The sequence below is a fragment of the Nesterenkonia pannonica genome, from assembly GCF_019575955.1.
Classification (GTDB): domain Bacteria; phylum Actinomycetota; class Actinomycetes; order Actinomycetales; family Micrococcaceae; genus Nesterenkonia; species Nesterenkonia pannonica.
The window spans coordinates 1,419,107-1,439,970 of sequence record NZ_CP080575.1 but is presented as its reverse complement, the minus strand read 5'-3'; the positions used below and the strand labels follow the sequence as shown (position 1 = coordinate 1,439,970).

Sequence of the window (20,864 nt, the reverse complement as noted above, 5' to 3'; positions counted from 1 at the left end):
CATCCGCTCGAACTGCACCAACAACGACGAGGAAACCCGTGCTCCGCACTCACAACGCCGGCGAGATCAGCGCCGAGCTCATTGGCCAGACCGTGACCCTCTCCGGGTGGGTCGCCCGCCGACGCGACCACGGCGGCGTCGCCTTCCTCGATCTCCGGGACGCCTCCGGAGTGGCCCAGGTCGTCGTTCGCGACGAAGAGGACTTCGACCCGCTGAGGAACGAGTGGGTGCTGAAGATCACCGGCGCCGTCGCTAAGCGCCCAGAGGGCAATGAGAACCCCAGCATCGCGTCCGGCGAGGTGGAGATCCTCGTCTCTGAGCTTGAGGTGCTCAACAAGGCCCAGGCCCTGCCCTTCCAGGTGGACGAGCATGTCGAAGTCGGTGAAGAGGCGCGCCTGAAGCACCGGTATCTGGACCTGCGCTTGGCCGGGGCCCGCCCGCGCGCTGCGGCTGCGCTCCGAGGCGAACCGGGTGGCCTGAGAGTTCCTGCACGAGCAGAGCTACACCGAAGTCGAGACCCCACACTGACCCGCTCCACCCCAGAAGGGGCACGCGACTTCCTGGTGCCCGCGCGACTGGCCCCGGATCCTGGTACGCCCTGCCCCAGTCGCCGCAGCTGTTCAAGCAGCTCCTCCAGGTCGGCGGTGTCGAGAAGTACTACCAGATCGCCCGCTGCTACAGGGACGAGGACTTCAGAGCCGATCGGCAGCCGGAGTTCACCCAGCTGGACATCGAGGCCAGCTTTGTCGAGCAGGACGACATCATCTCGCTGGTGGAGGAGCTTGTCCGTCGCCTGTGGAGGCTCATCGGCACGGATATCGACACCCCGATCCCCACATCACCTACCGGGAAGCGATGCGGAGGTTCGGAACCGACAAGCCCGACCTCCGATTCGGCCTTGAGCTCACCGAACTCACCGAGTACTTCAGCAGCACGCCCTTCCGCGTGTTCCAGGCGCCCTATGTGGGCGCGGTGGTGATGCCCGGAGGGGCCGACCAGCCCCGACGGACGCTGGACGCGTGGCAGGAGTGGGCCAAGCAGCGAGGCGCCAAAGGCTTGGCATACGTGCTGGTGCAGGAGGACGGGACGCTCGGAGGCCCTGTCGCCAAAAACCTCTCAGAGGAGGAGAGGGACGGTCTGGCCGCAGCGGTCGGCGCGGAGCCGGGCGACTGCGTCTTCTTCGGCGCGGGCGAGGCAGCACCTTCGCGGGCGCTGCTGGGGGCGGCGCGCAACGAGATCGCGCAGCGACTGGGTCTGATCGAAGAAGGCAGCTGGTCCTTCGTGTGGGTGGTCGACGCTCCGATGTTCGAGTCCGCCGCCGCGGCGACTGCGGTTTACGACGTCGCCGTCGGCGGCGGCAGCTGGACCGCAGTGCACCACGCGTTCACCGCGCCCAAGCCGGAGTTCATGGACACATTCGACACCGACCCCGGAGAAGCCCTGGCCTATGCCTACGACCTGGTGTGCAACGGCAACGAGATCGGCGGCGGCTCGATCCGTATTCATCGGCAGGACGTCCAGGAGCGGGTCTTCAACGTCATGGGCATTCCCGAGGACGAAGCACAGGAGAAGTTCGGATTCCTGCTCGATGCCATGAAGTACGGGGCTCCACCGCACGGCGGCTTCGCATTCGGCTGGGACCGCACCGTGGCATTCCTCGCCGGAGAGGATTCGATACGCGAAGTCATCGCCTTCCCGAAGACCGGCGGCGGCTTCGACCCCTGACCGCCGCCCCGGCCCCCATCACGAGCCAGCAGCGCAAGGAGGCTAGGCGTGGACCACAGGCCGGAGCCTAAGGCCGCAGATACCGCCGGGGACAGCCAGAAGTCCTAGTGGGCGCCGCAGGAAGCTGAGCGGGCTGGCTCAGAATCCCAGCCTGTTCAGCTTCTTCGCGTCACGCTGCCACTCCTTGGTCACCTTCACGCGAAGGTCCAGGTGCACCGGGGTGCCCAGGAGCTTGGTGATCCCCTGACGCGCCTGGGAGCCGATCTGCTTCAGCTACTTACACCCTTGCCGATGATGATCGCCTTCTGCGAGTCCCGCTCCACATGAATGGTGGCGTATACGTCGAGCAGGGGCCTGTCGTCCGGCCGCCCCTCGCGCGGCGTCATCTCCTCAACGGTGACGGCGATGGAATGGGGAAGCTCGTCGCGCACATCCTCCAGGGCCGCTTCCCTCACCAGTTCGCCGATCATGACAGCCTCCGGCTCATCCGTCAGCTCGCCCGTGGGGTAGAGCGGCGGTGAGATGGGCATCATCTTGGTCAGCTCATCAGCCACCGTGTCCACCTGGGTCCCGTCGACTGCCGAGACCGGAATGATGGCGGCGAAGCCGTCCGCCTGCTTCTTCTCACCCGCGAGGTGCTCACGTCCCAGCTGGTCGGCTGCGATGAGCTTCTCCGGCACCTGAGAGGGGGCAACCGTGTCGATCTTGGTCACCAGAGCGACCACAGGCTTGTGCGAGACCTTCGCCAGCTGAGCGGCGATGAACCTGTCCCCGGGCCGACCTTCTCATCCGCGGGCAGGCAGAAGCCGATCGCATCGACCTCGCTGAGCGTGTCCACGACCAGATCATTCAGCCGGGACCCCAGCAGGGTGCGCGGCCGGTGGAGACCAGGCGTGTCCACGAGCACCAGCTGTGCGCCCTGGCGCGTGACGATTCCGCGGACGGTGTGCCGCGTCGTCTGAGGCTTCGACGAGGTGATGGCCACCTTCTCCCCACCAGCGCGTTGGTCAGGGTGGACTTGCTTACGTTGGGACGACCCACGAATGAGGCGAATCCGGCGCGGTAGTTCTCGTCGTGCTCGGGGAATTCGTCGAGCAGCACGCCATCTGTCATCGGGCTCTCTCACTCTCTGTCGCGGAGGGACTCTCCTGGTGGTGGTCGTCTGTCAGCGCCGACTGCTCATCGGCCGTGCCCACAGCGCCCCGGGCGCCGCGGTGGCGCTCGGACTCCCAGGCCAGCACGTGGCTGACTCTGTTGCGCCGCCCGGTGAGCCGGTCCGCGTGGAGCACCACGGTCGTGCCGTTCCTGCGCGGTATCTCCACCTCAGAGTTTGCTGATGGGGACCCTGCCCAGATGCTTGGCCAGGAGCCCGCCCACGGTGTCGACGTCTTCCTCATCCTCAAGGTCTATGGCAAACGCGTCGGCGAAGTCGTCGATGCTCATCCGCGAGGAGAGCCTCAGCCTAAGCCGTCCTCCAACGGCTCGAGCTCGGCGTCCTCATGGTCATACTCGTCGACGATCTCCCCACAAGCTCCTCGATGAGATCCTCCATCGTCACCATGCCCGCGGTGCCGCCGTACTCGTCGATGACGATCGCCACGTGGGTGGTTTCGCGCTGCAGCTCAGAGAGGAACTCACCGACCGCCTTGGACTCCGGAACGTAGCGGACATCGCGCTGCAGCTCCTCGGCGGTGATGGTTTCAGGACCCCGGGAGGAGAAGTGCTCGGGCGCACGACCGATGCGGAGCATGTGCTCCAAGTAGGCGACATCCTTCAGATAGATCATCCCGGTGATGTCGTCTGCGGAACCGCGAATGACAGGGACCCGGGAATAGCCCGACCGGAGGAACAGGGTCATGGCCTCTTCCAGTGTGGCGTCCGCATCGATCGTCACCATGTCTGTGCGGGGCACCATCACGGCTCTGACCCGCGTGCTGGACATCTCGAACACCGACTGGATCAGCTCAGCCTCGGCGTCCTCAATGACGTCGGACTCGTTGGCCCGAGCGATGTACTCAAGGAGCTCGTCGTCGTCGAAGAAGCCCTGGTCGCCTCCGGCCGTCCCGGGAAAGAGCTTCACACCCGCAGCGGAGAGCCACTGCGGGATGGGCCCCAGGCTCATGCGAAGGCCTCGGACCATACGCGCTGTGGCCGCGGAGATGAATTCGTGCTGCGCCCGGCCCACCTTGCGCGGAGAGATCGCAGCGGACACGAATCCGCTCAGCGTCAGGGCCAGCGCAGCCACGATCGCGCCCACCACCAGGTCGCTGAACAGGATCACCGCCGTAGCGGTGATCAGCACCACGGCAATGGTGGTCAGGACCCATCGCCACATTTGGAGTGCCAGCGTATGCGGCACAGGCTCCTCGAGGATTCGGTGAACGGCGCGGGAGCCCAGCCTCTCCGCGATCTCCTCCGCCTCCTTGCGCGTCAGCCGAATGAAGGCTGCCTCTGCGGTCGACAGCAGGAAGGCCAGCGCGGCCGCTGCCAGCGCTCCGAGGAGCAGGAGGGTGACGATCATGCTGAGCCGGGGTCGCTCTCTGTGGGAACCGGGGCATCGCGGCCCAGGAAGTCCTCGAGGAGAACCCTCTGGAGGTGGAACATCTCGGAGCGCGCCTCGGGGGTGTCGTGCTCGTATCCCAGGAGATGAAGCACCCCGTGGACGGTCAGCAGGCACAGTTCGTCGAGGACGCTGTGGCCGTGGGCTTCGGCCTGCGCCGCAGCCACCGTCGGGCAGAGCACAATGTCTCCGAGGGTGCCGATCTCCACGACGTGGCCGGGCAGACCGGGTGAGAGCTCGTCCATGGGGAAGCTCATCACGTCGGTGGCGCCCGGCAGGCTCATCCATTCCTGGTGCAGCTGCTCCATGCGCGACTCATCGCAGAGGGTGACCGCCAGCTCCACCTCCCTGCCCAAGTGCATCTGCGCGTAGAGGAATGCGACGAGGTCCGTGAGCTCGGCCAAACCTTCGGCAGAGACCGTCTCCTGCCCCGATTCGTCGCTGATGGAGACGCTCATCAGCGCTCCTCTCGCCCACGCCGTGCGGGCTGCTGGTCAGCCTGGTGCCGCTCGTACGCGTCGACGATGCGGCCCACCAGCTCATGGCGAACCACGTCTTCGGACGTCAGGCGGGTAATGGTGATGTCGTCGACGCCGCCGAGGATGTCCAGCACGGTCCGAAGCCCGGAGTCGGTCCCGTGGGGCAAGTCGACCTGAGTGATGTCACCGGTGACGACGATCTTGGAGTTGAAGCCGAGACGGGTGAGGAACATCTTCATCTGCTCAGCGGTGGTGTTCTGCGCCTCGTCCAGGATGATGAAGGAGTCGTTGAGGGTACGGCCCCTCATATACGCCAGAGGCGCGACCTCGATGGTGCCTGAGGCCATCAGCTGCGGGATCGACTCCGGTTCGAGCATGTCGTGCAGCGCGTCATACAGCGGACGCAGATAGGGGTCGATCTTCTCGTTGAGCGACCCGGGCAGGAAGCCCAGCTTCTCCCCGCCTCCACGGCGGGCCGAGTGAGGATGATTCGGTTGACCTCTTTGGCTTGGAGGGCCTGAACCGCCTTCGCCATAGCCAGGTACGTCTTTCCGGTGCTTACTGGCCCGATGCCGAAGACCACCGTCGATTCGTCGATCGTCTCCACGTACCGCTGCTGATTGGCGGTCTTGGGACGGATCGTTCGCCCCTGTGGGAGAGGATATTCGTCGAAACCATACGTGCCGAGGTCGTGGAATTCTGCGATCGAACCATCGTGATGATCTGCTCGGCCAGCTCCTCGGTGGCAGTGGTGCCGGACGCGGCGAGCGTCCTCAGCTGCGTGAGGACCTCGACGATCTGGGCCACCTCGCTGGTGCGGCCTCTGACCGTGATCTGCCGCTCACGCAGTCCGATGCTCGCATCGGGGTATATGCTTAAGCAAGAATGCGTACAGCCAGATCCTGCACGCCCAGGGTGCGGAACATCGTCTCGGCGTCTGCGAAGGTGACCTGTCGCTCGGCCTGAGGGGCCTCGCGCTCTTCAGCATTGGGGTCGCGGTAATGAGCAGCCTCACTTGTCATAGTCGACATCGTCACAGATCAGGATAGCGGGAGGTCCCAGCGCCCGAGTAGGAGCTGGACCGCGGCCAGCGCAGCAGGGCCTGCGGTCGAGGAGCGGAGCACGTGCGGACCCAGCCTGCAGGGATGGGCTCCAGCGTCTCGCAGCCGACCCAGCTCCTCGGGACTGATCCCGCCCTCCGGGCCGACGACGAGGTGAAGCTCATCCGGACGGGGCTGCCGTCCTGCAGTGCGCCGCACCGCCTGAGAGCGTCGTGGAGACTGACCTCGTCGGCCTCGTCGAGCACCAGAACCGCAGCGTTCGGATCGGCGGCGATGCGCTGGACGTACTGCCGCGACGTGCACATCGGCTCCACGACTGGGACGCGTATCCGCCGAGTCTGCTTGGCCGCCGGTTTAGCGGTGCCTGTCCACTCCGCATGCTTCTTCTGCTCGCGCCCGGCCTTCCAGCGTGCCACGGAGCGGTCCGCCTGCCATGGGATCACACGATCGACCCCCAGTTCGGTGGCGGACTCCACGGCTTGGAGGTCGCGCTTGTCCTTCGCGAGGGCCTGAACCAGGACGAGTTCGGGCACCTGCTGAGGTTCGGTGCGGGTCGCCACCACCTCGACCATGAGCCGCCCCTGCCCCGATTCCAGAACGACACCGGTGACCAATGTGCTCTGCGTGTCCGACAGCAGGACGTCCTCGCCCGCCTGCAGGCGCATCACCGTCGCTGCGTGGTGGCCCTCCGCCCCGTCAAGCAGCACCGGGGAGCCGACCTGGGCCTCATCGAGAGAGCCAGGCGGCATATGGAACAGCGGAGCGGTCACAGCCCCGCCTGCGTCACGCTCACAGCGACTCCCAGGCCTCGCGGAACTTCTTGAACATTCCCTTGTGCTCCGTAGAGGATTCGCCGGGCTTGTCGCCGCGCTCCTCGGCCAGCATCTTCAAGAGCTCGCGCTGCTTGTCGTTGAGCTTGGTGGGCGTCTCCACCTTCAGATGAACCTTGAGGTCCCCGCGCCCTGCGCCGCGCAGGTGAGCAACGCCCTTGCCCCGCAGGGTGATGACCTCGCCCGACTGGGTTCCCGGCTTCACGTCGAGATCCTCGACGCCGTCGAAGGTCTCGATCGTGGTCGTCGTGCCCAGGGCTGCCGAAGCCATCGGGACCGTGACAGTGGCGTGCAGGTCGTTTCCGCGACGGGTGAACACATCATGGGGACGGACGTCCACCTCGATGAAGAGGTCGCCCGGAGGCCCTCCGGCGACGCCTGCCTCTCCCTCACCGGCCAGGTGGATGCGATTGCCGCGATCTACGCCGCCGGGGATCTTGACCTTGAGGGTCCGCCGCTCGCGCACGCGGCCCTGCCCGTCGCACTCCTTGCACGGGTCCTCGATGATGTTGCCGAAGCCGGTGCAGCGCGGGCACGTCTGCGTCTGGACCACGGTGCCGAGGATGGAGCGCATAGGGCGCTGAATCTGACCCTGCCCGTGGCAGTCGGGACAGGTGCTGGGCTTGGTGCCCGGCTGCATGCCCGAGGCGTCGCACACCGAGCAGCCCACGGCCGTCTCGACCTCGACCTCTTTGGTGGTGCCGAAGACGGCGTCGCGAAGGTCGATGCGGACGCGCACCAGCGCGTCCTGCCCCCTGCGGGTGCGGCTTGCCGGACCTGCCGCGCCTCCGCCGAAGAACGTCTCGAAGATGTCGCTGAAGCCTCCGAAGCCTCCTCCGCCGCCGCCGAACCCGGACGGCCTGCCCTCCGGGTCGCCCGTGGCATCGTAGTTCTGGCGCTTCTGGGGTCGGAGAGGACCTCGTAGGCGGTGCCGAGGAGCTTGAACTGATCCTCGGCGTCCTCCGCACCGTTGACATCGGGGTGGAGCTTGCGAGCCCGCTTCCGATATGCCTTTTTGATCTCCTCGGTCGAGGCGTCCCGGGAGACGCCGAGCGCCTCGTAGTAGTCAGAGCTCATCAGCTGTGAATCTCACCCTTTGTGGTTCTCTATTCGGACAGAATGCGCGAGAGGTACCGCGCAGTGGCCCGCACGGCCGACATCGTTGAGGTGTAGTCCATCCGGGTTGGGCCGACGATGCCCAGCTTGGCTCCGTCGCCCCAGCTCGGGAGGACACATATTCGGCGGCGACCACGGAGGTCTCCGCCAGCGACTGGTGCGAAGTCTCCTGACCGATGCGGATGGAGACGCCCCGCCGATCCTGCTGCATCTCGTGCAGCAGACGCAGCAGGACGACCTGCTCCTCCAGAGCTTCGAGGATCGGAGCGATGGAGGGGCCGAGGTCGCCGCCTGACTTGGCGAGGTTAGCAGTGCTTACCATGATGATGCGATCCACCCGCCCTGACTCCAGAACGCCCTCCAGGGCGTTGGCGATGATCGCCATCACTGGCTGCAGAGCAGGCTCCACAGAGGCCATGAGGCTCTCCGCGGGCAGGGGCACGGCAGAGGCTGGGCGTCCCGAGAGCTTCTCGCTGAGCCTGAGGCCGATGGTGTGCAGCGAATCCTCAGGCACGGGCTCGGCCAGAGTGACCATGCGCTGCTCCACCTTGCCGGTCGAGAGGATCACGATCACCACCGTCCGCATCTCCGTGACAGGAATCACATCCACGTGGCGGATCTTCGCTGAGCTCCTCTGCGGATACTGAGCGACGGCGACCTGATTCGTCAGCGTAGCCAGGAGCCGCACCGTCTGCTCCAGCATGGCCTCGTGATCATCAGTGGTCTCTGCGAGCAGGTCCATGGCCCGCCGCTCAGCTCGGGACAGCGGGCGGACCTCTGAGATCCGGTCCACGAACAGCCTGTAGCCGGAGTCGGTCGGAATGCGTCCGGCCGACGTGTGCGGCGCTGCAATGAGCCCGTCCTCCTCCAGCTGAGCCATGTCGTTCCGGATCGTCGCCGGAGAGACGTCCAGATTATGACGCTCCACCAGTGCCTTCGATCCCACAGGCTCCCGGGTGTGGACGTAGTCCTCCACGATGGCTCGCAGCACCTGCAGCCGACGGGTATCAGACACCGCGCACCTCCTTAGCACTCTACGATCTCGACTGCTAATTATACGGGTGACTGCGGTGCCCCCATGGCGTGCCGCCCGCAGCCCTTCATGCCGCCTCAGTAGAGTTCTGCATCATGCCTATTGATTCGTGGGGCCCGCAGGATCTGACCGCGCAGCGACGCCCGAGCCTGCCGACGCATGATGCCGAGCCCGGCGCCGTCGTGGAGGAGCGGGAGACCGGCTGGGTGGGCGCCGTGGTCGGGCTGGAGCAGGTCCACGGGGTCCCCAGCGTCCGACTCGAAGATCGCCGAGGAGCTGTGCGCACCTTCCCTCTGGGGGCAGGCTTCCTGGTGGACGGCAGGCCTGTGGAGCTTCGCGCTCCCCAGCGCGGGTCCGCGGAGACCGTCCGACGGCGCACCGCCTCAGGCTCCTTCGCCGCTCAGGGCGGTCCGCCCAGGGCGCGCACCGCCCGGGCCTCCCGCATATGGGTCGAAGGCACACATGATGCTGAGCTGGTGGAGAAAGTGTGGGGCGATGACCTTCGGGGCGAGGGCATCGTGGTCGAGCCTCTGCACGGCGCTGATGACCTCGCCGGTGCGGTCGCAGACTTCCAGCCTGCTCCGCACCGCAGACTCGGCGTGCTGCTGGACCACCTCGTGCCAGGTTCGAAGGAGACTCGCATCGCCGAGGAGACGATGGGACGGCCCGGGGCTCGCGGGAACGTCCTCATCCTCGGACACCCCTATGTGGACGTGTGGCAGGCAGTGAAGCCCGAACGAGTCGGGCTCCAGGCGTGGCCGCACATCCCCGCGGAACGGACATCAAAGTCGGCACCCTCAAGGCTCTGGGACTCCCCACGCTGACCAGCGCGACATCGCAACCGGCTGGAAGCGGATTCTGGGCCGGGTACGGAGCTACGCAGACCTGGAGCCCTCACTGCTGGGACGGGTCGAGGAGCTCATCGACTTCGTCACTGTCGAAGACGCCTGACGATCCATGACACGCCGTTTCGGGCGCGGCCATGGGATCAGCGCACGTTCAGCCGAAGAGACGTAAAATGAGGGACATGCCGCAGTCGCACCCTTCCCGTCCCACCGCCTCCCAGCTCATGCGCGGCTCCGATTCCTCGGCTCCTCCTCTTACGCCTGAGGAGGATCGCCGGTGGGCGACTCTGTCGCATTTCGGCGGCATCGCAGGATGCCTGCCCTCTGCGGCCATCTATTTCATCTTCAGGGACCGCGGCCCCTTCACGGCGCAGGAGTCCCGGGAGGCGCTGAACTTCACGCTCCCGCTCACCGTGGTCCTCGTCGTGCTCTTCGCACTCGGGTACCTCCCCGCCGTGGGCTGGATCTTCAGCCTGGTCGCCGTGTTCCTCTGGGCCATCATGGCCATCACAGGATTGGTCGCCTACGCAGAGTGCAACAAGGGACGGCCCTACCGCTATCGCTTGAACTTCAGGTTCATTCAGTAGCGGCCGCGGGCGCCAGGCCCATAAATTGCTCCTCCGAGGGCGCCGCGAGGGCTCAGCTCGAAAGCTGGTGAGTGACGGCGTCCGCCAGCAGCCGACCGTTCAGTGTGAGGACGGCTCGGCCCGCCGGGTGCTCCGGTGTGGGGTGAGAGCCTCCCGCTCGATGAGCCGCTGCGCGGCCAACTGATCAAGACGGGCGGAGCTGATCTCCTCAGCGCCAGGCAGGCGGCTGTACTGAGCAATGTCGAGACCCTCGGCTATGCGCAGGCGCAGCATGAGGTGCTCCAGTGCCAGGGATTCCTCGTCGAGCGTTTCGCGGCCGTGACCAGGCGTGGTGCCTCCATGGAGCCGCTGGGCGTAGGCGGCGGGGTGCTTGACGTTCCACCAGCGCAGCCCGGCCATGTGGGAATGCGCACCCGGTCCAGCCCCCACCAGTCAGAGTCCAGCCAGTAGTTCAGGTTGTGCTCGGACCTGGTCTCCGGCGAACGCGCCCAGTTCGAGACCTCGTACCAGTCGTATCCCGCTGCCCTCAGCAGCTCATCGGCCAGCATGTACTTGTCAGCGTGATCATCGCCGTCGATATCCGGCAGCTGACCCCTCTTCACAGCGGCGGCCATGGCGGTCCCCTCTTCCACGATCAGCGAATAGGCCGACACATGGTCAGGTGACATGCTGATGGCTGCCTCGAGGCTCGCTCGCCAATCCTCGAGCGACTCGCCGGGAGTTCCGTAGATCAGATCAACACTGACTTCCAGTCCCGCTGAGCGGGCGGCATCGACAGCCGCAGGAACGTTGCGAGGATCATGCGTGCGGTCCAACGTGCGCAGGACGCGCGGAACAGCCGACTGCATGCCCAGGCTGATGCGCGTGAATCCCGCCTCGGCCAATGTTCTCGCCGAGTCGAGGGTCACCGTATCCGGGTTCGCCTCCGCAGTGATTTCGGCGTCGGCCCGGAACCCGTAGAGGTCTCTTGCCGTTCCCAGGATGCGGCCGAGCTCCTCTGCAGGCAGCAGCGTTGGAGTGCCGCCGCCGAAGAACACGGTGGAGAGCTCCCGGGCGGGTGCGGCGGCGGAGTCAAGACGCCGCGGGAGAATCTCAGCTCCTCAATCAGCGTGTCCGGGTATGACTGGCGTGACGCTCCCGGCCCCAGGTCCTCAGCCGTATACGTGTTGAAGTCGCAGTACCCGCACCGCACGGAGCAGAACGGGATATGCACGTAGAGGCCCAGGGGATGTCGGCTCTGGCCTGAAGAGCCTGGCGGATGGTCAGGGAAAGGATCCGTCAGCTGGGACAGGGTCGCCCACAGGCAGGGCGGAGGGTGCCACCTACTTCTTGCCCGCCTTCTCCTTGCCGGCGTCCTCGTCGGAGCTCAGCGCGGCGATGAAGGCTTCCTGCGGAACTTCTACGGTGCCTACCATCTTCATCCGCTTCTTGCCCTCCTTCTGCTTCTCGAGCAGCTTGCGCTTGCGGCTGATGTCCCCGCCATAGCACTTGGAGAGGACATCCTTGCGGATGGCGCGGATATTCTCGCGGGCGATGATGCGGCTTCCGATCGCTGCCTGAATGGGGACCTCGAACTGCTGACGCGGAATGAGCTCCCTGAGCTTAGAGGCCATTCTGACCCCGTAGCTGTAGGCCTGATCACGGTGCGTGATGGCGGAGAATGCGTCCACCTTGTCGCCCTGAAGGAGGATGTCCACTTTGACGAGGTCCGCGACCTGTTCGCCGGTCCCCTGCCAGTTCAAGGACGCGTACCCCTTGGTGCGCGATTTGAGCTGGTCGAAGAAGTCGAAGACGATCTCGGCCAGCGGCATGACGTAGCGGATCTCCACCCGCTCTTCGGAGAGGTAGTCCATGCCCTTCATTTGGCCGCGGCGGGACTGGCACAGCTCCATCACCGGGCCGATGAACTCGGCCGGGACGATGACGGTGGCGTCAACGATCGGCTCGCGAATCTCCGAGATCTTTCCTTCGGGGAACTCTGATGGGTTGGTCACCTGGTGGTGCTCCCCATCCTCCGCGGTCACTTGGTAGATCACGTTCGGCGCGGTGGAGATCAGGTCCAGGCCGTACTCCTGCTCGAGCCGCTCCCGGGTGATCTCCAGGTGGAGAAGGCCGAGGAATCCCACACGGAAGCCGAATCCGAGGGCGGTGGAGGTCTCGGGCTCGAAGTTCAGCGCAGCGTCGTTCAGCTGCAGCTTCTCCAGGGCCTCACGCAGTACGGGAAGTCTGAGCCGTCGATGGGGAACAGCCCGGAGAAGACCATCGGACGGGGCTCCTGGTAGCCGCCGATGATGCTCCCCGCAAACTTGTTGGCAGCCGTCACAGTGTCACCGACTTTGGACTGGCGCACATCCTTCACACCTGTGATCAGGTATCCGACCTCACCGACTCCGAGACCCTTGGTGGGCTCCGGCTCGGGCGAGGAGACGCCGATCTCAAGAGCTCGTGCGTCACCCCGGTGGACATCATCTGGATCTTCTCCCGGTGGCCCAGAGAGCCGTCCACCACGCGCACGAACGTCACGACGCCCCGATACGTGTCATAGACAGAGTCGAAGATCATCGCTCGGGCCGGAGCATCCTCGTCCCCACCGGAGCAGGAACCTCCTCGACGATCTTGTCCAGCAGGTCTTCGACGCCTTCGCCGGTCTTCCCCGAGACGCGGAGCACATCTTCGGGCTCGCAGCCGATAAGCCCTGCGATCTCCGCTGCGTACTTGTCGGGCTGGGCTGCGGGGAGGTCGATCTTGTTGAGGACCGGAATGATGGCCAGCTCATGCTCCATAGCCAGGTACAGGTTGGCGAGGGTCTGCGCCTCGATGCCCTGTGCGGCGTCGACCAGCAGAACCGCGCCTTCGCAGGCGGCGAGTGATCTCGACACCTCGTATGAGAAGTCGACGTGGCCGGGGGTGTCGATCATATGGAACGCGTACGTGCCGTCGTTGTAACCCCAGGGCATGCGGACAGCCTGGGATTTGATGGTGATGCCGCGGTCTCGCTCGATGTCCATCCGGTCCAGGTACTGGGCCTTCATGTCGCGAGGCTCGACCACTCCGGTCAGCTGAAGCATCCGGTCTGCCAGGGTGGACTTGCCGTGGTCGATGTGGGCAATGATGCAGAAGTTGCGAATCGACGCAGGGTCCGTCCTGGCAGGCACCAGTGGGGAGCTGGCCTTGGGTGACACGAGGTGGGACATCCTTTGCTCGGCGGCGGGGAGAATCAGTGCTCCATAATACGCCGAAGGCTCCGCCCCAGTGAGGAGCGGAGCCTTCGAACGGCAGAGCGGGTGATCAGAGAGCGTTCACCTTGGCTGCCAGACCAGACTTGCGGTTCGCCGCCTGGTTCTTGTGGATCACACCTTTGGAGGCGGCCTTGTCCAGCTTCATGGCCGCGTAGCGGTGAGCTGCGACGGCCGCGTCCTTGTCACCGGAGGCAACAGCGTTGCGAACCTTCTTCACAGCTGTCTTCAGCTCGGACTTGACGCCCTGGTTGCGCTGCCGGGCCTTCTCGTTGGTGAGGATGCGCTTCTTCTGAGACTTGATGTTTGCCATCGCGGTTATTCCTGTTCTGTGTGCGTCGTTGACGGGCTGCGCGTTCCCGATCCATGACGGCTGAAGACTTCAGTGGTGTGGGGCACCATGGCGATAAGACCTGCGGCCCGTCGGGTAGAGGGCCCTGAGCCGCAGGCGCTGATGCCGTCGTCGGGCGCGCTGAGATCCTTCTACAGACCTCAAGACACTAATTTTCTACTTTATCAGAGAGGAGAGCCATTTTCGCGAGCGCGCATCGTCAGCGCCCAGCGTCGGCTGCGATCGCGGCAAGGGCCCGCTCCACCGAGTACTCGGGGTGCGCGCGGCGCCCTTCGCCTCGGCGTCGGCACGGGCAATGGCCTCAACTGCACGGGCCGCCGCGCGGGGCGTCCATCGGCGTGCGGTCTCGGCACTCTGCTGCAGCTGCCACGGCGCAGCTCCCAGGGCGGATGCGAGCTGGTCCGGGCGTCCGCGATGGTCGACGAGGGCCGCCACTTGGCGCCCCTTGCGGGCAAGTGCAGCGGTCACCGCCACGGGCGCCACTCCCGTGGCAAGAGCGTGCCGGTACAGCCGCATGGCGGCCTCACCGCGCCCTTCGAACGCCGCGTCAGCCACTTTGAATGCGCTGGCTTCGACGCGACCGCCGAAGTATTTGTCCACATGCTCCGCGGTCACATCCCCGGGCACATCGCGCATCAGCTGCTGCGCGGCGGCGCCGAGGTCCGACAAGGTTCCTCCGGCGGCCGCGACGAGGGCCCGGGCGGCGTCGGGATGGATGGTGCGCCCCGCCCCTTTGAACTCCTGGCGGAGAAACTCGAGCTTGTCGGTGTCTGACTTCACGGCGGCGCAGTCGACGACGACCGCTCTCCTGCTGAGTGCATCGAGGAGCTTCTTGCCACGATTTCCGCCGGTATGGCGAAGCACGAGCGTGACGTCCTCATCGACTGGCTGTTCGAGGAATGTGAGGGCATCCGACAGGAACGCATCGCTCGTCTTCGCGACGTCTTCGGCGAGGATCAGCCGGGGCTCCCGAACAGAGACGGAGATGCGAGGGTGGACAGCTCGCCGACGACCGCCTCCGACACGTCCATGCGCGCGTACTCGAGCTCGGAGTGCTTTTCACGCAGCGCGGCCTTGATGCGATCGAGAGCACGCGAGGCGAGGTAGTCTTCGGCGCCGCGCAGAAGAACAACGGGGGCGGGCTCGGCGGTGCGGAAGCTGACCGCCCCGCCCTTCGGTCCACCGGCTCTCCCGGCGCTGCGCACAGCCACAGCGGCTTAGAACAGCGCCCGTGCGAGGCTGCGGCGCGAAGTCGCCACCCGAGGGTCGCTGTCCCCACGATGCTGTAGAGCTCGACGAGGTGCTTGCGCGCGGCCTCACGCTCCTCACCAGGATGAGCCTGGATGAAGCGGACGAGCCTGGCGAAGGCATCTTCGACGTGGCCGCCCAGGACGTCCACATCCGCGGCGGCTGTCTGAGCCTCCACACTGTCAGGCTCATCGGCAGCGCGCTGCCGCACCTCGCTGAGGTCCGCGCTCTGCGTGCGCTGCATGAGCTTTGCCTGCGCCGCGCCGAGCTTGGCATCCTCATCGGCCGGGTTCTCCTTCAGCGCCTGCTCATACGCAGCGACAGCACCGTCGAGGTCACCTCCCTCGAGCGCATCGACCGCCTTCTGGTGCAGGGGTGGAAGCGGTGCCTCCTCCTCGCCCTGCTGGTCCCCACCGCGGCGAGACTGAGCTTAAGCACGGTGCCGCTCACCCCGTTCTGGGTGGCCATCTGCAGGATCTGGTCCACCACCTGGGGCAGCTGTTCGACGGGTGCGCTCGAGTCGAACTCCCCACGGGCTGCCCCGAGATGAAGGCGGTCACCACGGGAGCTGGCCCGCCTGCTGAGCGAGCTGCGGGTTCGCAGCCGCGTCGATCGTCGCCAGGACGGCACGACCGCCCTTAGCATCCACCGCTTGGGAGAGCGTGTCTCGGAACTTCTGAGACGTCGGGTCGTCAGAGTGGATCAGCACCAGCAGGGGCACCCGCGAGGAGAGCTGGACGACCTCCTGCAGGCGCTGCGGCTCGGCCTCTATCACCCAGGAGTCGTTGCTGCCCGGGGCAGAGGACGGCTGCTGCTGTCCTGATGGTGAGGCTCCCGAAAGGGCAGAGAGGTCCACCGCCCCCTGGTGTTCACGCTGGACCCGGCACCGCCGGTGTGCTGCTCCGTCATTCGATCAGTCCTCTTCGTCGGCGTCAGCGTCGTCGTCACCATTATCGTCGTCTTCGTCCTCGGAGGCATCCTCGTCGTCTTCGGAGTCCTCGTCCTCAGACTCGTCCTCGTCGGAGGCCTCTTCGTCCTGCTGCTCGTCCTCCTCCTCGGCGGCTTCCTCGTCGTCGACGTCCTCAGCCTGGTCCTCCGGCGGCAGGGCTGCGTCATACTCGTCCGCCCAGTCGGGAACGTCGATGTAGGCAGACTCGTCCACCTCGTGGACTCCCAGGAGGGTGATTCCCTCGTCGTCGGCGCCTTCCTCGGGGTCGAACCCGGCAGGCACGTGCAGAAGCACCGAGTGAACTGTTGTCATACGGGTGGTCCACGTAGTCCAGTCCGTGCCGACGAATGCTTCGATCAGGTCGTTGTCCAGGTAGATGGTGTCACCGGACTCCTGGGGTGAACTCCATGGTGCGGGAGAAGTTGCTTACCAGCAGCTGGGATCCGTCAGGCAGCTCGAGGCCTGTCATCTCCTCGGAGACTTCGTCGAGCGAGAAGTCGATGTCCACGGCTTCCGCGCCTTCGTCGATCTCCTCGTAATAGGCGTGGACGTCGTCGATGTAGATGCTCTCTTCAACGTTCTCGCCGTATTCGTGCTCCGCGTCCGAGAAGTACTCGGCGAGACCCGTGAGAAATCCTTCGCCCTGGAGCGAGACGGAGCTGATCCCGCCCTCTTCGGGGAGATGGCCGAGAACTCAGTGCCCGGCGCCATGGTCGTCAGATGAATCAGGCGGTAGTTCTCGTGCACGTCCTCCTGCTCCAGGACCAGGATCTGAGGAACCTCCTGATCCGGATGCTCGGTCATAACGACAGCCTGACGAGGGAACGTCTGATCGCTGGTCACTGCGGCAGAGACAATCTCCGTGCCGATGGGCAGGGGCAGATCACTGTCGGCGATCTCGTGATTGCGATACTCCAGCTCGCGGGTTTCGAGCGCCTGCTCCGCGACTCTCGGCTCCATCAGGTCTGCGTCCTGGGCCTCATCGGCCTCCTCGACCGAGTAAGCGACATCCTCCAGAATTCGGTCGAGCTGTGACTGCAGCAGCACGGAGTAGCCCTCTGAGGGCATATCGCCGTCTACTTCGGTGTCCGCATCCTCATCCTCCGGCTCTGCCGCAGAGGCTGACTGCGGTCCGGGCAGTGCAGTCAGTCCCAGGCTCAGAGCGGCGACCGCTGCAAGCGTGGTCGCTGCTCCGCCCCGGCCCGAGGCGCGGCTCTCATCGGCGCTCTCAGCGGTCGCCTCCGTGCCTTCAGGCGATGCGTCTGTGGTGTCCATGTCGTCCTCGTCCTTTCCGCGGCGGCGAGCTGCCATAGCCCAGTAGAACAGGCCGACGGATACCAGGAGCAGAAGCCCGCCGCCGACAGTGAGCCAGATGGCCTGGTCACGGGAGAAGAGCTCCGTCTCGGTCGTTGTGATCGTTGCAGGTGCGGCCTCTTCGCCGTCACGGAAGATCAGAAGGGCCCAGTCACCGGACTCATCAGGTGTGCTCCACCTGTAGAGGATCTCCCCCTCCTCCTCCTGGACGGCCACCCAGAGGTCCGAATCGGCGGGGTTCTCGATCGCCTCCTCGCCTTCGATGTGCTCGGCCTCGACGTAGGAGTCGACGTCTGGATCGTCCGACTCAGCGACGCCGAGGAGGCGGTTGTGCGTCACGCCCTCCAGCCAGGCGTCGATATCGTACGTGCGTCCCAGTGCCAGGGTGTATTCACCCTCCGCCTCGATGGTGAACTCCTCGCGGCCCTCCTGCTCGTCGATGAGGTCCTCCGTGACAACGGTGAAGGGAGCTTCTTCGACGCCTTCGGGATAGACGGTGTGGGACTCTTCGGCGGTGAAGCCGGTGAGCTCATTGACGCCCAGCGCCAGCAGCACGAGGTAAGCGATGAAGGCTGCGACAGCAGAAAGAAAACGCACGTGGGGTTCCTTGGGATGGGAGGAATGTCCAGCGGCATATCATACCGAATATAACGAAATGGTTACAATTCGAGGTCTGCAGTCAGGAGATCCGCCAGCAGTTGAGGTGCCAGTGTCTTCGCTGCTCGGCGGCATACCGGTCCCCCAGGACGAAGTCTGCGCGCCACGCCACGATGTGGGCCGTACCGGGGGCGATGCTCAGCCTGCAGCCAGGGCAGGTATATGACTTAGACGCAGCTGTGCCTGGAATGTGCCGGACGTGGTACTCGCCGTCCCGGCGTCTGACCGTGCTGGAGGTGTGCCGGTCGGACGCGAGGAAATGAGTGCGAGCGGCCGCGCCTCTCGCTGCCACTTGTTCCTCTTCCGGTGTGCCATGCTTCTATTCTCTGCAGCCTGGGGGTCTCAGAACAGCCGCGGCTCTCCTGATTCTTCGCCCTTCATATCCGCGTAATCCAAGAGGACGCACCGGATACCGCGGTCCTCTGCCAGGGTACGCGCCTGCGGCTTGATCTGCTGCGCGGCGAACACGCCGCTGACCGGTGCGAGCATCGGGTCGCGATTGAGAAGGTCGAGATAGCGGGTCAGCTGCTCCACGCCGTCGATGTCGCCGCGACGCTTCAGCTCGACCGCTACGGTTCCGTCGGGCCCTTTGGCCAGGATGTCGACAGGGCCTATGGGCGTCGAATGTTCGCGTCGTATCAGGCGGTAGCCATCTCCCAGCCTGGTCATCTGGTCTGCGAGCAGCCGTTGGAGATCAGCCTCCACTCCGTCCTTCACCAGACCAGGGTCGGCGCCGAGGTCGTGGGCGGAGTCGTGGTGGATCTCTTCGATCAGAATGCTCAGGGTATCGTCGCTTTTCTCAGCGCTGACGGTCCACACGTCTGTGATCCCGGCCGCGGCTTCTTCGCCGGTGGGCTCGGTACGACGCAGCGAGGCTGGTGGGGACATCCAGTTGAGCGGCTTGTAGGACCCTCCATCAGAGTGGACGAGCACAGCACCGTCGGACTTGATCATGATGGTAAGCAGGCCAGTGGGAGGTGGGCGTTGAGACGTCCGGTATAGGTGACGGAACAGGTGGCGATGACGAGGCGCACGGTCGAAGATCCTATCGCAGAGACGAAATCCCCGGCAGCTCAGGGCGCCGGGGATTTCTTTCGAGTGAATGGGGCTGGGCCTGCTCAGCCCTCGGTGGTGAGACTGGCGTCGTCTGCGACGATCGTGATCCTGTCATCGTCGACGGAGAAGAATCCTCCGCTGGCATGCGCCTTCACCGTGCCGTGGTCGATGGACCGAATCACAACTTCGCCTTCGCCGAGGATCGCCAGGACGGGCGTGTGGCCGGGCAGTATGCCAATGGAGCCTTCAACGGTGCGAGCGCTGATCTCGGTGGCTTTCCCATGCCATACGGCATGGTCACTGGCAACGATCTGGACATCCAGCTCAGCCATGGCCGATCAGGACTCCTTCTGCATCTTGGCGTAGTTGCGCTCGACGTCGTCGAGTCCGCCGCTGTTGTAGAACGCCTGCTCGGGGATGTGATCAAGGTCACCGTCTGCGATGGCGTTGAAGCCCTCGATGGTGTCCTTGATCGGCACAGTCGATCCCTCCACACCCGTGAACTGCACAGCGGTGTACGTGTTCTGCGAAAGGAACTGCTCGATGCGGCGCGCCCGCGAGACAAGGATCTTGTCCTCCTCGGAGAGCTCGTCCACACCCAGGATGGCGATAATGTCCTGCAGTTCCTTGTTCTTCTGCAGAATCTGCTTCACCCGTGTGGCGCAGTCGTAGTGCTCGCGCCCGATGTACTGCGGGTCGAGGATCCGGCTCGTTGAGGTGAGCGGGTCGACGGCTGGGTACAGGCCGCGGGAGGCGATGGCACGGTTGAGCTCCGTCGTTGCGTCAAGGTGCGCGAAGACGTTGGTAAGCGCAGGGTCGGTGTAGTCATCTGCGGGCACATAGACGGCTTGCATGGAGGTGATCGAGCGGCCGCGGGTTGAGGTGATGCGCTCCTGGAGCACACCCATCTCATCCGCAAGGTTGGGCTGGTAGCCCACTGCGGAGGGCATGCGCCCCAGCAGCGTCGAAACCTCGGGTAAGCCTGCGAGAAGCGGAAGATGTTGTCGATGAAGAGCAGAACGTCTTGGTCCTGCTCGTCACGGAAGTACTCCGCCATGGTGAGGGCCGAGAGGGCCACTCGAAGACGTGTTCCTGGCGGCTCGTCCATCTGGCCGAAGACCAGCGCAGTGTCCTTGAGGACGCCAGCCTCCTCCATCTCCACCCAAGGTCGTTGCCCTCACGGGTGCGCTCCCCCACACCGGCAAACACCGAAGTGCCGCCGAAGTTGCGGGCCACACGCGTGATCATCTCCTGGATGAGGACGGTCTTGCCGACACCCGCACCGCCGAACAGTCCGATCTTTCCGCCCTTGATGTAAGGGGTAAGCAGGTCGATGACCTTGATGCCGGTCTCCAGCATCTCGGTCGAACCTTCGAGCTGCGCGAAATTGGGAGCCTTGCGGTGAATCCCCAACGCTCCTGAATGTCCAGCTCGGAGCTGTCCACATCGAGGCTCTCGCCGAGCACGTTGAAGATGTGACCCTTGACGACGTCGCCCACGGGCACCGATATGGGCCCGCCGGTGTCCTGCACCGGCACTCCGCGGACCAGACCGTCGGTGGCCTGCAGCGCAATGGCACGCACGATGTTGTCACCGAGGTGGGCAGCGGTCTCGAAGGTGATCGTGCGCCGCTGGTCGCCGAGGGTGAGCTCAGCGGTGAGGGCGCTGTACATGTCCGGGACGGCGTCGGCCGGGAACTCGATGTCCACGACCGGGCCGATGACGCGGGCGACACGACCGGTCGCGCCGGGAGTCAGGGCCCCGGCGGGGCGCGGTTCTGCAGTAGTGGCAGTCATCACTTTCTCACTTCACTCGA

The 20,864-nt window shown here is 65.3% G+C and carries 16 protein-coding genes and 12 pseudogenes; 3 read left to right on the top strand and 25 right to left on the bottom strand.

The genetic code is table 11. The features are described from left to right. The first annotated feature begins 38 nt into the window (after window positions 1-38). Window positions 39-1,833, top strand: a pseudogene (aspS, locus tag K0H76_RS10415) (aspartate--tRNA ligase). Window positions 1,834-1,863: 30 nt separating this feature from the next. On the opposite strand, the pseudogene era reads toward aspS, so the two are convergent. From era to hrcA, 11 genes and pseudogenes are all read right to left on the bottom strand, one after another. After that, window positions 1,864-2,838: pseudogene (gene era, locus K0H76_RS10410) on the bottom strand (GTPase Era). Next, on the bottom strand, window positions 2,835-3,017 hold the full coding sequence (locus tag K0H76_RS10405; RefSeq protein WP_258932938.1) for a hypothetical protein: 183 nt from the start codon (window positions 3,015-3,017) through the stop codon (window positions 2,835-2,837). Before K0H76_RS10405 ends, era begins: the two are co-directional and overlap by 4 nt. Before the next feature lie 31 nt (window positions 3,018-3,048). Beyond that, window positions 3,049-3,168: a hypothetical protein gene (locus tag K0H76_RS10400; RefSeq protein ID WP_258932937.1), complete on the bottom strand. Its 120-nt coding sequence runs from the start codon at window positions 3,166-3,168 to the stop codon at window positions 3,049-3,051. A 19-nt stretch (window positions 3,169-3,187) separates the two neighbouring features. Further along, window positions 3,188-4,246 (bottom strand): CBS domain-containing protein, encoded by a 1,059-nt coding sequence (locus K0H76_RS10395; RefSeq protein WP_258932936.1) that lies wholly within the window; start codon window positions 4,244-4,246, stop codon window positions 3,188-3,190. Further along, window positions 4,243-4,743, bottom strand: coding sequence for an rRNA maturation RNase YbeY (ybeY, locus tag K0H76_RS10390; protein ID WP_258932935.1), 501 nt, complete (start codon window positions 4,741-4,743; stop codon window positions 4,243-4,245). The genes K0H76_RS10395 and ybeY overlap by 4 nt, the downstream gene beginning before the upstream one ends. Next, window positions 4,743-5,448 (bottom strand): annotated as a pseudogene (locus K0H76_RS10385) (PhoH family protein); the annotation flags it as partial. The pseudogene K0H76_RS10385 and the gene ybeY, both read right to left, overlap by 1 nt. Window positions 5,449-5,639: 191 nt before the next feature. Then, entirely contained in the window at window positions 5,640-5,786 is a 147-nt protein-coding gene (locus K0H76_RS10380) for a hypothetical protein (RefSeq protein ID WP_258932934.1), read from the bottom strand. Window positions 5,787-5,804: 18 nt separating this feature from the next. Beyond that, entirely contained in the window at window positions 5,805-6,023 is a 219-nt protein-coding gene (locus K0H76_RS10375; protein WP_258935383.1) for an RsmE family RNA methyltransferase, read from the bottom strand. A 71-nt stretch (window positions 6,024-6,094) separates the two neighbouring features. Continuing rightward, window positions 6,095-6,490 (bottom strand): annotated as a pseudogene (locus K0H76_RS10370) (16S rRNA (uracil(1498)-N(3))-methyltransferase); the annotation flags it as partial. 124 nt (window positions 6,491-6,614) lie between these two features. Further along, a pseudogene (gene dnaJ, locus K0H76_RS10365) lies at window positions 6,615-7,732 on the bottom strand (molecular chaperone DnaJ). A gap of 29 nt (window positions 7,733-7,761) precedes the next feature. Further along, window positions 7,762-8,786: pseudogene (gene hrcA, locus K0H76_RS10360) on the bottom strand (heat-inducible transcriptional repressor HrcA). A 113-nt stretch (window positions 8,787-8,899) separates the two neighbouring features. On the opposite strand from hrcA, the pseudogene K0H76_RS10355 reads away from it, so the two are divergent. After that, window positions 8,900-9,755, top strand: a pseudogene (locus K0H76_RS10355) (DUF3097 domain-containing protein). A 76-nt stretch (window positions 9,756-9,831) separates the two neighbouring features. Beyond that, the gene (locus K0H76_RS10350) at window positions 9,832-10,236 is read left to right on the top strand and encodes a DUF4870 domain-containing protein (protein WP_258932933.1); all 405 of its coding nucleotides are present in this window, start codon (window positions 9,832-9,834) and stop codon (window positions 10,234-10,236) included. A gap of 52 nt (window positions 10,237-10,288) precedes the next feature. On the opposite strand, the pseudogene hemW reads toward K0H76_RS10350, so the two are convergent. The 14 genes and pseudogenes from hemW to atpD all read right to left on the bottom strand — a co-directional run bounded on the left by hemW (window position 10,289) and on the right by atpD (window position 20,844). Continuing rightward, window positions 10,289-11,558 (bottom strand): annotated as a pseudogene (gene hemW, locus K0H76_RS10345) (radical SAM family heme chaperone HemW). Continuing rightward, window positions 11,559-13,418, bottom strand: a pseudogene (gene lepA / locus K0H76_RS10340) (translation elongation factor 4). 106 nt (window positions 13,419-13,524) lie between these two features. Then, the gene (gene rpsT, locus K0H76_RS10335) at window positions 13,525-13,785 is read right to left on the bottom strand and encodes a 30S ribosomal protein S20 (RefSeq protein ID WP_146338638.1); all 261 of its coding nucleotides are present in this window, start codon (window positions 13,783-13,785) and stop codon (window positions 13,525-13,527) included. Between the two features lie 195 nt (window positions 13,786-13,980). Beyond that, a complete protein-coding gene (locus K0H76_RS10330; protein WP_258932932.1) occupies window positions 13,981-14,688 on the bottom strand; it encodes a hypothetical protein in 708 nt (235 codons plus the stop codon). Between the two features lie 92 nt (window positions 14,689-14,780). Further along, window positions 14,781-15,035 carry a hypothetical protein gene (locus K0H76_RS10325; RefSeq protein ID WP_258935488.1) on the bottom strand — a complete coding sequence of 85 codons (255 nt, stop codon included), beginning with the start codon at window positions 15,033-15,035 and terminating at the stop codon, window positions 14,781-14,783. A gap of 116 nt (window positions 15,036-15,151) precedes the next feature. Then, a pseudogene (locus K0H76_RS10320) lies at window positions 15,152-15,316 on the bottom strand (tetratricopeptide repeat protein); the annotation flags it as partial. 53 nt (window positions 15,317-15,369) lie between these two features. Next, window positions 15,370-15,561, bottom strand: coding sequence for a hypothetical protein (locus K0H76_RS10315; protein WP_258932931.1), 192 nt, complete (start codon window positions 15,559-15,561; stop codon window positions 15,370-15,372). A gap of 67 nt (window positions 15,562-15,628) precedes the next feature. Further along, the gene (locus tag K0H76_RS10310; RefSeq protein WP_258932930.1) at window positions 15,629-15,928 is read right to left on the bottom strand and encodes a hypothetical protein; all 300 of its coding nucleotides are present in this window, start codon (window positions 15,926-15,928) and stop codon (window positions 15,629-15,631) included. Window positions 15,929-15,985: 57 nt separating this feature from the next. Then, window positions 15,986-16,333 (bottom strand): hypothetical protein, encoded by a 348-nt coding sequence (locus tag K0H76_RS10305; protein WP_258932929.1) that lies wholly within the window; start codon window positions 16,331-16,333, stop codon window positions 15,986-15,988. A gap of 70 nt (window positions 16,334-16,403) precedes the next feature. Further along, entirely contained in the window at window positions 16,404-16,529 is a 126-nt protein-coding gene (locus tag K0H76_RS10300; protein WP_258932928.1) for a hypothetical protein, read from the bottom strand. Continuing rightward, a complete protein-coding gene (locus K0H76_RS10295; protein ID WP_258932927.1) occupies window positions 16,487-17,932 on the bottom strand; it encodes a hypothetical protein in 1,446 nt (481 codons plus the stop codon). Before K0H76_RS10295 ends, K0H76_RS10300 begins: the two co-directional genes overlap by 43 nt. Before the next feature lie 402 nt (window positions 17,933-18,334). After that, window positions 18,335-19,026: pseudogene (gene nucS / locus K0H76_RS10290) on the bottom strand (endonuclease NucS). 84 nt (window positions 19,027-19,110) lie between these two features. Then, entirely contained in the window at window positions 19,111-19,380 is a 270-nt protein-coding gene (locus K0H76_RS10285; RefSeq protein ID WP_146338650.1) for a F0F1 ATP synthase subunit epsilon, read from the bottom strand. A gap of 6 nt (window positions 19,381-19,386) precedes the next feature. Further along, window positions 19,387-20,844: pseudogene (gene atpD / locus K0H76_RS10280) on the bottom strand (F0F1 ATP synthase subunit beta). Between the last annotated feature and the right edge of the window lie 20 nt (window positions 20,845-20,864).